We start from the raw sequence: 13,349 nt of genomic DNA, 5'->3' as shown, positions 1-13,349 counted from the left end.
GCACAGTATTTCGGTGGTTGTTGCGTCTCTCTGAATACATAATCAAACAGTAGAGGGTACACGTTATCATAAGTTTTCTTATATTTGTGACTTGTTAACAGAAAATTTGGAGGCCGCGCGCCCTCTATTCAGCACGGTTCGGCGCTACTCACAATCTGCCAGCATGAGAACGGCTAGGCGTGTCTCATCACAAGCAACCCGGAACTGAATGGGCTGACCGGCATCGGCAAGCAATTACCACTCGACATACTCACGAGGATGTCCTTACTGACCGCCAGTTCGAGGTCCTGTTGGAAGCATGCTCAGCCCTTCCAGCACCACACGATTTTGAAGCGCGATTCATTTGTCTGATCGCAGGCCGACTGGGTCTTCGTGCTGGGGAGATTGCACACTTCCAGACCGCGTGGGTGAACTGGAACCGCCGCACGATTCGTATCCCACAACACGAACCGTGCCAGTGCGGGTACTGCCGGCGTCAAGCCCAACAGGAAATTACCCACAACGACGATCTATCTACTGCGGATGCCCTCGGGTCTCGATGGCATCCGAAGACTGTCGCTTCGGCGCGGCTCATTCCGTTTGATCTCTCGCTTCGACTTGAGCTGTGTGTCGAACGTTTCGCTAGCCGGTATGATGCGTTTCCCCGCTCGCGGTCAACAATCAACAGGCGGGTACAGGCCGCGGCCGACGAAGCCGATCTCTCAGGACGTGTCTATCCACACTGTCTACGAGCGACTGCCGCCAGCTACCATGCCTACAAAGGCGTCGCTCCCGTGCCGCTCCAAGCACTAATGGGGTGGAGCGATCTGGCGACTGCACAAAAATACATCCGTATCTCGGGAACAGCAACGGCTGATGCACTACGTCGTGTCCATCACGGGTAGGATCTTCTCAAACGTCGTTCAGTAGCGACGTGACCGATACAGAGGCTGTAGTCAACAGACAGACGTCCCGATCTGTCCTGAACGCAAATCGGCTTTCAGACATCGAGCCGTTGATAGCCAGTCTACTGTGTTGTTCATCGGGAGAACAAGCACAGCCGGCGCGGTCGGAGTGATAACGGGAGATATTGTCGGTATCGGCACCCGAATGCTACTGTGTCTGTGTTCAGCGCAGAACGTGAACTGGCAGTTGGAACGACCGTCAAAGGTACTAAACCGGTGTCTGGCAATATCTATCCTATTACAATGGTGATGATCCTGACTGCTGTCGGTATTATTGTCGCCGCATTCGTCGGGTTCAATATTGGCGGATCGTCCACAGGGGTAGCATTTGGCCCTGCAGTCGGCTCACGGCTCGTTCGAAAGACAACTGCAGGGGCGTTGTTCGTTGGCTTCGCCTTTCTCGGAGCGTGGACTGTGGGTCGGAACGTTATCGAAACGATGAGCAGCAGTATCGTGCCAGCGATCCAGTTCACGCCCGTTGCCAGTATCATCGTTCTTTTTTTCACCGGCGCGTCGCTGTTGATATCGAACCTCTACGGGGTCCCAGCGTCAACGTCGATGACTGCCGTGGGCGCCATCGTCGGATTGGGACTCGCAACCGGGACTCTCAATCAGGCGTTGATGTTCGTTATCGTCTCCGCCTGGATCGTCTCCCCACTGGTGTGTCTGACTCTCGGAGTCGTTATCGGCCGCTACGTCTACCCGTATCTCGACCGCTACGTCGCGTTCACGACGTTCAATCTCCAGTTCATCCAATTTGACCGATCGAGCACGGTTCCACGGCCATTCATCAATCCGAACGCATCACCACAGGACATTGTCGGGTCGCTGTTGGTCGTCCTCATCGGCTGTTATATGGCGTTCTCGGCCGGGGCGTCGAACGCCGCGAACGCCGTCGCTCCCCTCGTCGGTCAGGGTGGCTCGCTCACCGTGAATCAGGGTGTCCTCCTCGCGGTGGGGGCCTTCGCGTTGGGTAGTTTCACCATCGCCCGCCGCACGCTCGAAACGGTCGGGGACGACATCACGGAGCTCCCCATTCTCGCCTCACTGATCGTTTCCGTGATCGGTGGAACGGTCATCACCGCTCTCTCGTCGTTCGGGATTCCAGCGAGTCTCGCCGTCAGCACGACGTCAACGATCATCGGCCTCGGATGGGGTCGAGCGAGTCGCATATCGACACTGGCAGAGTTAGTGACGCCGACCCCTGACCGGCCGGATGTCGCGGTTTCGACCGGCGCACTGGTCACGTCACGCGCCGAGGACGCCCCTGCCGGCCCGACTATCGGGGACGTTGCCCGAGGCGAGGAATCGGCCGAGAAACCGGATGAAACCCCGAATATTCCAGATATCGGTGCCGAGGGACCGGCAGACATCGACCAGCGAAGTCTCTTCGACCCGGCGGCGGCCAAGCGTATCGTGACGATGTGGGTGTTGACGCCGTCGGTGGCGATCATCGGCTCATACCCGGTGTTCGGATTCCTGCTATGAGCCATACGCGCTGTGTATTCAGCATAGCCTCTCAAAACTATCAGAATTAGAGGATTTCAACAGAGCCGCCACGGTCGATGTTGACTATGACGAGTGTTCTAGAGGTATTGATAAAGAGCAAGACAGCTGATCACCCGCCGAGATCGGGTGGCTATAGTAGCTGCTCAACATCCTCGTAATTCCTTATGTAACTCTTGCTTCCCGGTGTTATCTATATGTTACATAAGGAATTGATATCGGATATCGTGTGAACGAACCGAAAAACGCCCGTTGCGGGTTTGTCGTGCTACCGAGTGGGAGGAATTAGCGCAATAATCATGACCAGTTTGAAATACCCCGACGCCGTCGGGGAAGCACGAATGCTGCAATTGGCTCAGAAAGACGCTTCCCCTGAGGTAGAGCCGCCAATAACGGGGTTTGAGATTTCTCTGGGCCGTCTCAGGCGAGTCCATGGCGATGGCGAGGGGCGTTTTCCTGATAGACCGGATTCCTCTGACCTATATTACGACAAAGTACGAACGGTGTTCTATGACTGGAGGTGAATCAGGTTTCGAGGACTCGATGGAACGCCAACCCACGGGTGAAGACCGGGTGCGGATGGTCGCCCGGCAGGTATCAGAGCCGCGGACAGCGAACTGGATCGCCTCCGAGGCGGACTGGTCACACGGGCCGATCAAGCGCGTCCTCGAACGGCTCGTCGACGACGGCATCCTCCACCATAACGATACCGGGGCCCACACGACATACTTCCCCGATTACCGTCGTCAAGCGATTACGGAGGCCATACGCCTTCGGGATAGCGACCACACCGCCGAAGGCCTCACCGAACGGCTCACCGATCTGAAAGCACAAATCAGTGACTGGGAAGACGAATTCGATGTCGAATCACCGAATCAGCTTCGCGGGACGCTTGTCGACGAAACGCTTGAAGCCGATGAGGAAGACCGACGGCGTGAAATCGCCCGTGAATGGGAACACCTTCAGCGCCGTATCGAGATCGTCGGATTCGCCGTTCGTGAGTGGGACTTCCTCGCCCCCACAACAGACCGGTGAGGTTCGATCCATATAGGGGACTTATGTGGAAGCCGTACTACGCATAATCAATATAAATCAGTGGTCCGTCTCACGGTGACTATGCCGTGTCACGAACGCGTCTCTAACTTGGAGGCAAGTTACACAGATTTCTGACTCGATGATTTCTGTACCAACGTGTTCACACATTGGGGAACAACTAACATCCCGGCCCACGTAGACCCGCGTATGAGCCAAGAATCGCTCGATGATACGATCAAATTCCGTGCTGGCCCGCTCAAAGAGGCGGCTACTGAGCTGGACTCGGTCCATCTGGGGGGAATCAACGTTAGTGAACTCGCACGCGAGGGACTCACCCAGATGCTTCGGCGAGCGATGACGGACGACGATAAGATTGCGATTTATGAACGCTATTCGGCTGGTGAGCTCTCCGAAGACGCTGCCCGCGTGCTACTCGGTGATGAGTTCGATCTGCTCCAGGAGGACATCGATGCCTTCCGTGAGGCTGCCGACGACGACACCAGTGACTATCTCGTCTAAATGGCTAGCGCCGACACACGGTATCCGATCCTCGTCGATACGGACACGCTGATCGCCGTTGCGAATAGCTCCTTGTGGACGCAAATAACGAAACACGTCGGTCTCACGACGACGAACGTCTGTAGACAGGAACTCAAGCGGCACGTCGAGAATACGCGCGAGACTGCACCTGAGGGGAGTCGCCCATACCGGCTTCATTACGGGAGCCGTACCGCGCTTGATGCGCTCGAAGATGACGAGACACCGCTTACCCAAGTGACGAGCGTCCCCCGGCCCCACGGAGCGGACGCCGGCGAGGAATCGCTCCGACAGGAAGTGGTACAGAATCCCGAGGCTATCGACTACGTCATTTTGATGGACGCAGCGGGCCGGCGTTCGATTCGCCGCGCTGTCGACGACCAAGCCGAAGATATCCGTGTTGTGACACCGCCGTTTCTGTTCTATATCCTCTACGACAACGACATCATTTCGCGTCGTGAGTTCTGCGAAGCGTGCGGCGAGCTGTTAGAACGTGAGGGCTGGACCGGATACAACGCCGTGAAGGCTGCGTGGGAGGGGATTCCGATTGACTGCAGTGATATTCTGGATGACCACTTGCTCCCGTGACGAAACCTATGAATCAGAACACCTCATCGACACGCGATGGTTCGACACCGCTCACGAGTTCCTTCGAGCGCTACCTCCAAGACAAGGGGAAAGGCCGCGGCGGCGACGGCGGGAACTACCGACGGAACGCCGCTCGCGAACTCGAGCGGTTCGCCGAGTGGGTCGCCGGCGACCGTGGCGATGACGACTGGACTGGGATCGTCCCCAACGACGTCGACCGTGACCCCACCTTCGAGGACCTCGACGAACGTGTCTTCCGCGAGTACGCCCGGCATCTCGCTGGTGACCGTGGCCTCAAACAGAACACCGTCCAAACCTATTATCGCTATATCTCTGCGTGGTGTGGCTGGTGCGTCAATGAGGGGTATTTCGAAGCGCACTACGCGCAGCGGGCAAGCGCGATGGCCCCACTCCCCGAGGATGACGGCCGAAAGCCCGGTGACCAGCAGGCCTGGACGTCCGAACAGCGCCACGACCTCACCCGCCACGTCGACGGACGGGCCCGCGACGCCGTCGAGGCGTACACGACACTCCCGGAGAATACTGACCCACTCGACAAGCAGCGAGCACGCTACGCAGCACTGAAGACGGCTCGTGACCGGGCTCTGGTGTTCGTCCTTGCCTACACCGCCGTTCGAGTCGGGGAGCTACTACGGGATCCGAACGACCCACGCCGGCGTGGCATCCGCTGGGAGGACCTCTCCCTCGACGACGGGAGCATGGACGTCTATCGGAAGAAACAGCAGTGGGACGCCGCGAGTCTCCCCGACCCGGCGATCTCGCCGCTGCGGAGCTACCGCAAGCTGATGGAGCCGCCGACGGAGCGCTGGCCTGTGTTTCCGACATTCGACCAACGGACGCTCGCAGAGCTCGTCCAAGAAGAGCTAACCGAACGAGGGGAACGCCCAGAAGCAATCACTAAACGTCGTGAAGAATATGCTCGCGACCTACTGCTTGCGCTCGATGCGGACATTCGGCCGCCGTCAATCACGACGGACGGCGCACGGTCGATTCTCCAGCGACTCTCAGAGGTTGCCGAGATCGACATCAACCATCCGAAACACGACTATCTTGCACCCCACGGCGGTCGACGTGGGATGGGTGAGGTCCTCGTCCGCGCGTTCGGGTACACCGTAGCAGCTCGGTATGTCGATAACTCCGAAGAGATGGTTCGCGAACGATACTCACATATCGAGGCTGGCGAGTTGGGGGACGTGGCCACGGAGGCTCTCGAAGAAATTGATGATGTCGGGTAGATCGATCGCGTTGGCGTGTGTCGTCTATAACATCAAACGCTTCGTCACACAGTGAATCCCTCCACTTTACCCCGATTCGACACAACCTATCAACCCGAATCGGTCGGAAATACGCTCCAAGAGACTATCTCTTTGGAATATTCGATTCCGTCACAATATTGTGAGCCCTTTCTGTGCTCTACTGGTCCATATATCGGGTATTCGTGACACGCTTGTGTGAGATATTTACCTTCCAATTTCAAAATAAAAGTCAAAGTATCTGTGTATATCTCCAAAAAAATTCATATGATGTGCGATCGGATCTCTCAATCATGCGACAGCCCTCACAAGAATCTGGGGCCTCAGACAACACGTCTGACGAACGCGATACAAAAAATCGAGGAGTAGAAAATACCGAAGAGTGCGTTACTGAACTAGAGGCTAGTCAGGAGTACATCAAGATCATCCCCGTCCGAGAAGAGGTCAACTCAGAGACCGTCAAACGCGAACTCTACGGACTTCACAGATACGGGACGGGTCGGAAGCTCCCGCTCGACATGGAGCTCCACATCGACAGCATCGACGGCGTCTCCAACTTCGAATTCATCATCTACAAGCCAGAAAACGAGGCCCAGTTCCAATTCTTCCTCGGGCCTGGCGAACGCGGCGACACGAACTGTGATACTCTTGAGAGTACGACGCGCTCGCAGTACCCCGAGAACTTCGAGTTCGACCGGCAGGACTTCGACATCACAGATGTGTTCGAGGAGACGCCGCACATGGTTCGCTACGAGGGTGTCGAAGAGCGGCGGAAAGACTGGATGACGCTTCTCACCCGGTACGACACCGAAACGACGGATCGGTCTACCCTCTCAAACCTGCTTGAAAGCATCATCCAGACCGATGACGCAGTCCTCTTCCAGGTCGTTTTCGAGCCGCGTTCGGACTGGTCGCCGAAGGCGCAACGACAGAAAGGCCGCCTCAAGCGCGGCGTCCACACGACTGGCGGCATGGTCGCTCGGAGTATCTTCGACGCTATCGTGGGCGTCTCCGACGAAGAAAAGCAGCAGCGCCACCGGGGAGACACGCCCGAAGAAATCGGCGGGACCATCATGGACTCCCAAGTCGATGGGCAACGAGCCGGCCAGAGCCGGATGGGGCAGATCGACATGAAAAACCCTAGCCACACCTACAACGTCTCCCTCCGGGCCGCAGCCCAAACCGAACGCACCGCGAAAAATCTCCAAGACTCGCTCAGCCACCTGAGTGGGAAGTTCTACTCCATCGACGGGAAATACCTTGGCCAGAACGAAAACGAGTACCGGCGGATGCTGAACCACGGGATCACCTACCCAAACGGTTTTGAGATGGTGACTCGTCGGAAGTCGATGCTCGTCTGTAACACCGAAGAACTCGCGAACTTCATCACCGTCTCATCGATCGACGCACTCCCGAAAGCAAGCCGAGGTGGGACTGGCGGCAAGCCCAAAGCACAGTCGGCGCTCACCTCCCCCAACGAAGAAGTGTTCAGGGAATTCTCTGACGGGATGACCATCGGCCACGCGGTCACAGCTCTTCGCGATGACAACGACAACGCAAACGAGATCAGCGCCATCGACAGCGTGAATCAATGGTGGCACGAGATCGACAAGCGGGACGCGCTCGCCCTCTCCGCCGGCGACCTCACCCACCACTACGTCCGGGCAGCAACCACTGGGAGCGGGAAGACAGTCGCCACGATCAACGACATGCTCACTACCCACGAGCAACTCAATGGCCCAACAATCCTCATCGATCCCAAGGGCGGAGAGATGTGTCGGAACTACCTGCGATGCCATCGGACACTCTTTGGCGACCTCGAGGACGTCGAGTACATCAAGGTTCCCGAAGAAGACGGCAACATCCCCGGCATCCCATTCTTCGACCTCAGACCGCTCACACGTTCGGCTGGTCGCGAACGTGAAACAGCCGTCCAAGACCTCATCGACCACTACTTCCAGCTGCTACGCTTCGTCCTCGGACGGGAGACGGTCGACCAAGCCTTCGTCGCAAACGAAATCCTCACCAACCTCATCAAGGGACTCTTTGACGAAGAGAACGGCTCCGACTACTTCACAATCGGCGATCTACTGGACGCAGCCCGAGACTTCCAACACCACGGCCGGTCCATCGAGAACCTCGAAGAGGCAGACCCCGAAGACCTCAACAAAGCACTCCCACCTGCGGAAGACGAGCAAGTCCGGAGCTTCCTCAAGTCTCACCTTGAGAAAGAAGAGCGGCAGTTCATGAACACGACCGACGCGGTCCTCAACCGGATTCGGAAGCTCAAGGAACGAGACTTCATCTGGGACATGCTCTCCTTCGAGGTCCCGGAGGAACACTGGAACGACGAAAAGGACTGGTACGACCGTGAGGAGGTCCCCATGCTGGACCTGAAAAACATCCTCAACGGCAACAAGGTCCTGCTAATGGACACCGGAAACCTCCGCGGAGAAAGTAGCGAAGTGTTCACTGTCCTGTTCCTCTCGCACCTCTGGACATCGGTCCAGTCTCTCTGGACGCCCAGCGGTGACGACTACATCACGAACGTCATCATCGAAGAATCCGCGAACGTCGCCCGCAACGAGATCGTCTACAACGAACTCCTCCCCAAAGGACGCGAGTTCAATCTCTCGCTCGGACTCATCATGCAGTACCCCGAGCAGGTCCTCGGCGAAGACCCACGCAGCAATCGGCGGGCGTATCAGGAGATCCTCAACAACGTCAACACGAAGATCATCGGGAACATCGCCACCGACGACATGCTGGCGAATTCGCTGTTCCACGAGGACCTAGACACCGACGAGATCAAAGATCGAATCGCTGGGCTCCGTCGTGGAGAATGGGTTGTCCAGCTTCCATCGACAGGCTTCCACAAGCAGAAACCAGAGATTCTCACCCTGAAACCCCTCCCAATCCCGCCAGGACACAGCGAAGGCCCGTTCGACGTCTCCCCGAAGTCCAAATTCGTTCGGGAGCGCAGCCGGAATCTCCACACCCTCAACCGGGACAGTGAGTACATCAACTCCAGCGCCGGCGCTAACTTCAGCTCATCTGGAGACGGAGAGGGCGACAACACGACCACCGACAGCGACACCACAGGCGACGACGGTGGGCTCAAGCCCGAACAGAAAACGCTCCTAAAAAACATCTTCGACGCCCTCAGTGGAGACATCAAGCTGTACGATCTCAACAAGCCAATGACGACGCTCCCCAACAGCGAGTACGCCTCAGACCTCGAAGATCAAGAGCTGGTCGAGAAGGTCACGATCGGTCAGAACAAAGTCTACTACATTCCGACAAAAGAAGGCGAGTTCCTCGCTGACGGAAAATCCCTCTCCCCAGACGAAGGCGGTGAGCTCGGTAACGAAAGTCCAGAGCATCACCTTGGCGTCCGACTCTCTGCCGCATACTTTGACCAGCAGGGGTTCGACATTACACTCTACGGCGACATCAACAGAGGGGAAAACAAGACAGACACCTTCGCAGAAGCGACAAAGCAAACCTCTGGAGACCGCGACCAGCTCGTTGAAGTCGAGATGAGCCCGGAGAAGAAACAGCACGTCTTCGACGACTACGAAGCTCTCAAGGAGGGATATGGTGATGCGATCTGGGTAGTCAAAAACTACGATGCCGCAGTCACACTCCTAGAGAAACTCAGCGAAGAAGTGGATGATCTTCCAAGCGGGCACGGGGAACAGAACATTGAGAAAATAAACAAGCAACTCGATAAGCCTGGTATCCAAGAGATTCACACGCTAGATTCACTCCGCAAAGCCATCGAATAGGCCCACTTTCTGCCCGCCTCTATCTCTTCCATCCCGCCCTAATCCAGTCAGCTGCTAGGGAAAAAGGATATGCTGCCTTCGGCTGAATGTAGCTATTTAGCATGTCAGAAGAAGCTACTGCCAGCGGAGACTCAGAAACAAATAATCCACCAGACAACCCAAACAGCCAACCCAATACTAACGCTAACAAGAAAGAAGATACACCAGAGATGGCCCCCCGGAGGATGACGCTCTCCCCGAACTAGTCATCGACAAAGTCGCTGAATCCCTCACCGATGAGGGCCACGATGTCTACCACAGACGCGAGTTCATTACCATCCGGGAAGATGGGCAGCTCGCACCGAACTCTACGGTTGTCGAGCAGTATCTTGAGGACACCAAAGCGATGATGCTCGCCTACAATGAAGACGACGACGAGATCATCCTCGTCCCCCTCGAACAGCGGTTCGACCGGGCAGATGTCTACGGCTACAAACCTGGCGGGACGATTACAGGGCGGACCTTCGTCAAAGAGTACGGAATCGAGCATGACGAAACGGTTCGCTATCACCCGGAGTGGGATGACGACATCGGCGGCGACCAAGTTGATGGTGGCTTCCGAGTCGACCTCGATCAAGACAGCGAGGTCGTCAATACAGATGCGTCTGAAGCCGACAGCACCACCGACGAGTCTGAAGCTGCCGACTAACAGCTCCCGCACGACCATCGGAAGCCGGGCGTAGTCACAGCGTCGTCACCCCCGACCCTCCATTTGTTTCTCTCCAGAACCCACTCTCCCAGAGATGCTAGCAGTGGCTATCCCCAACTGATCACTGCCTGACGCAGGACATCCGACAGGCTCGCCCCACGCCGACCCACTCGTGAATACCTTCCCAGCCCCAACGATCTCCCACACGACTCCTAACCCACGCCTGTCTCACTCTCGACGCAAAACTATTGGACGACTCTCTTCAGGCTCACTATTCACTGGCCGTTGAGGTACAAGAAGCGTGTCTTATACTCGCCCGCCACCATCGAAGCCCTCAAACTCGGAATCACACTTGCGAGAGCGATATCATCGAATTGCTGTTTCGACCCAGCGAGATGCGATCAGTTTCTGCTCCCAATTCCCCCGCTTCAGCGATTCCTGACGCGGAAATGGAAAACGACCCCCCGACTGTCGACGCAAAAATGACTCCCGAATAGAGCGCGACCCCCCGACCCTCAATACAAGGCTAACACACGAGTAGAACGCAACCCCTCGACGAAGTATTCTCAGCAAGCCACACCAATACTGACTCTCTAGCTCTCAGCTATCGAAGACTAACTTGTGCCAGCGTCCTCACACCCCACACCTCCCAAGTCAGCCTCACTCCTTTCGCGATAGCTACCGGCTCGATCACCTCACTACTCAGTGCTTCCTACCACATTTAGTATGATTTTCACAGTCCAACCGACCCTATAAATACTAGACAGCACCGGGATTGCGGTAGTCCGTATATAGTTTCGTAAATACTAGACGGCACCGGTATTCAGCAGGTGCGTATTAATTAGAAAGTCCCGATCGCACGACCACCTGGCATTTACCTATTTACTAGACTGCAGCATGATATGGCCTTCTCGTATATAGTCTCGTAAATACCAGACTACACCGGTATTGCGGGGGTGTGTATTAACTCTCAGAACACGAGGTGCGACGCGCGAACCACCAGCATAAATACTAGACGGTGGCGTGATGCGGCCGTCTCGTATATAGTCTCGTAAATACTAGACGGCACAGAGATTGCGGCATTCTGTATATAGCCGGTGATCTTGATTCAAATTTCTTAGTAATACCAGACGACGTGGCGATTGACACCTCCTCTATTAATTTATGTATTCTATCTGTCTTTCCCTGTAAATACTAGACTGCGGCGGGATTACGGGGGTTCGTATATAGAATTACACCGGCGACAGCGTCTACATACGTTCAGCCATACGACGAGAGATCTTTAGAGACCCTATTAATGAACTTGGGGTTGTCTAATACGTTCGGCCGAATTCACACAATTAGGGTTCAGGGGAGATGAAGTTCAGTGGATAGTCGCGTAGCGAACGATTCGGGCCGGAGCCAAGAAACAGGCGGGGGAAAGTGGGGGAGACGAGCGGCGGACAAGGCAGAGACTATCAAGGATATGATAGTGGATGGAACCCTCGGGGAGCGGCGCAGCGGACGGGAGAGATGAGGCGATGAACAGGCCCCAACGACAGTCAAGCAACGACCACCAGCAGGAGGCCACAGAAGAGCCACGACCAGTGCCGGCGACGAAGCGAGACAGCAACGACTGCGAGGTAGCGGGGGAGCCTGACTCGGAGAACCGACGACGAACGAGGAACAACCTGGACCCGGAGCTCGACGATAGACTACCAGCTGATCGATAGCACCGGATCTCGATCCACGACACCACCAGCGAGACTGACTCGGCGGCAATAACTCGACGAGCGACGGGAAACGAGAATCGACCAGCGACGACCCCCGGCGATTAGACGAACGACTGGCGGATCCGACCCGACAGCCAAGAAGCAACACACCGACTTCGACCAACGACCAGCATCGAGGATGGACCACCGAGCGGGCTGCGACGGGGGGGACAACCGAGACGAGACGACACCCGACGACGAACAGCGGCGGCGGGACGACGACAGGAGGGAAGGGCCAGATCACGATGCGGGAGTGGGGGTGGGGCGCGGGCGGCGACATCGAGAGTCGCGGTCGCGATGTGGGCGGCGAGGGGGTGGGTGGCGAGAGACGCGATCGTGACCGCACTGTATGCGACGCGACGGTGGGGGCGGAGGCGACGGCGACAACGGGACGCCGACACTACGGGGGCGGCGAAGCGATGGGGACAGCGAAGACAACGACGACGGCGACGAAGACCGAACAGCGAGAGCGACGCGACGGAGGGGCGGGGGCGACGGCGACAACGGGACGCAATCCGAAACCACCGCAGCGAGGAACAGCTATCACCGACCGCTCGGCAGGGGACAGGGATCAGCAGGGGGCGAGAGAGATGAGAAAGGGAGGAGGAGATGGAAGGTGGAGCGAAAACTCGATCCTCCCGGATTGCCGTAGGCAGATCGTTCAGGACGGAGCTGACGTGGATGATCAGGGCAGGGCCAGATGGCGACTCGGGGGCGGGGAGTAGCCGGGGTCGGCAGATACTGACTTGATTGGGGGATAGCCGAGGCGGCTGACGAAAATAACTTACTACCCGGAGAGGGAGTGACACCATATGGGAGAACGAATTGGAGCGATGGTAGATGACGATCTGAACAGCATTCTCGAAGCGATGGCCGCCCACCATGACATCCCGAAGAGCAGAGTGATCGAACTGCTCCTCCGGGAGGGAGTCCAAGCACGCGAGATGCGATACCGGTTCGAACAACTGGACGCGAAGCTCGATCATCTTCTCGAGAACCTTGGCACAAGCACCACCGTCGCGAACACAGTCGAAGATCGATTCGAGACTATCAGCGAACGGCCGATGCCCGCCGGCGTCTCTGGTGTGGAGTTAGCCGACAGCCCACTACCGTACTTTCAGAGCGCAGGGAGCTATCCAGATCGATCGGACGAGGAGGCAGTTGTCCGGGACCAAGTGTTCGACGAACGGGATGCGGTTAGGAAAACAGACGACGACTAGGCGATCGACAGAGAACAG

The 13,349-nt window shown here is 56.9% G+C and carries 10 protein-coding genes; all 10 read left to right on the top strand.

The genetic code is table 11. The annotated features are described in order from the left end of the window. Nucleotides 1–179 precede the first annotated feature (179 nt). The 10 genes from EO776_RS15740 (at nucleotide 180) to EO776_RS15690 (ending at nucleotide 13,331) form a co-directional block, all read left to right on the top strand. A complete protein-coding gene (locus EO776_RS15740) occupies nucleotides 180–884 on the top strand; it encodes a tyrosine-type recombinase/integrase (RefSeq protein WP_199058307.1) in 705 nt (234 codons plus the stop codon). 303 nt (nucleotides 885–1,187) lie between these two features. Further along, entirely contained in the window at nucleotides 1,188–2,432 is a 1,245-nt protein-coding gene (locus EO776_RS15735) for an inorganic phosphate transporter (protein WP_050022909.1), read from the top strand. Between the two features lie 528 nt (nucleotides 2,433–2,960). After that, nucleotides 2,961–3,485 carry a DUF7342 family protein gene (locus EO776_RS15725; protein ID WP_094521041.1) on the top strand — a complete coding sequence of 175 codons (525 nt, stop codon included), beginning with the start codon at nucleotides 2,961–2,963 and terminating at the stop codon, nucleotides 3,483–3,485. A gap of 207 nt (nucleotides 3,486–3,692) precedes the next feature. Then, nucleotides 3,693–4,004 carry a hypothetical protein gene (locus tag EO776_RS15720; protein ID WP_094521037.1) on the top strand — a complete coding sequence of 104 codons (312 nt, stop codon included), beginning with the start codon at nucleotides 3,693–3,695 and terminating at the stop codon, nucleotides 4,002–4,004. Further along, a complete protein-coding gene (locus tag EO776_RS15715; RefSeq protein ID WP_094521036.1) occupies nucleotides 4,005–4,610 on the top strand; it encodes a hypothetical protein in 606 nt (201 codons plus the stop codon). 8 nt (nucleotides 4,611–4,618) lie between these two features. Then, nucleotides 4,619–5,866 carry a phage integrase SAM-like domain-containing protein gene (locus EO776_RS15710; RefSeq protein WP_100050427.1) on the top strand — a complete coding sequence of 416 codons (1,248 nt, stop codon included), beginning with the start codon at nucleotides 4,619–4,621 and terminating at the stop codon, nucleotides 5,864–5,866. Nucleotides 5,867–6,177: 311 nt separating this feature from the next. After that, nucleotides 6,178–9,672: an ATP-binding protein gene (locus tag EO776_RS15705; protein ID WP_246041541.1), complete on the top strand. Its 3,495-nt coding sequence runs from the start codon at nucleotides 6,178–6,180 to the stop codon at nucleotides 9,670–9,672. Nucleotides 9,673–10,057: 385 nt separating this feature from the next. Next, a complete protein-coding gene (locus EO776_RS15700) occupies nucleotides 10,058–10,360 on the top strand; it encodes a hypothetical protein (protein ID WP_129452555.1) in 303 nt (100 codons plus the stop codon). Nucleotides 10,361–12,460: 2,100 nt separating this feature from the next. Then, nucleotides 12,461–12,763: a hypothetical protein gene (locus tag EO776_RS15695; RefSeq protein ID WP_129452554.1), complete on the top strand. Its 303-nt coding sequence runs from the start codon at nucleotides 12,461–12,463 to the stop codon at nucleotides 12,761–12,763. 181 nt (nucleotides 12,764–12,944) lie between these two features. Further along, complete coding sequence (locus EO776_RS15690) at nucleotides 12,945–13,331, top strand: hypothetical protein (RefSeq protein WP_218827473.1); 387 nt, start codon at nucleotides 12,945–12,947, stop codon at nucleotides 13,329–13,331. Nucleotides 13,332–13,349 lie beyond the last annotated feature (18 nt).

This window comes from Halorubrum ezzemoulense, from assembly GCF_004126515.1.
GTDB lineage: Archaea > Halobacteriota > Halobacteria > Halobacteriales > Haloferacaceae > Halorubrum > Halorubrum ezzemoulense.
Note: the sequence above shows the minus strand (reverse complement) of the source record. Positions and strands in the feature narration are given on the sequence as shown.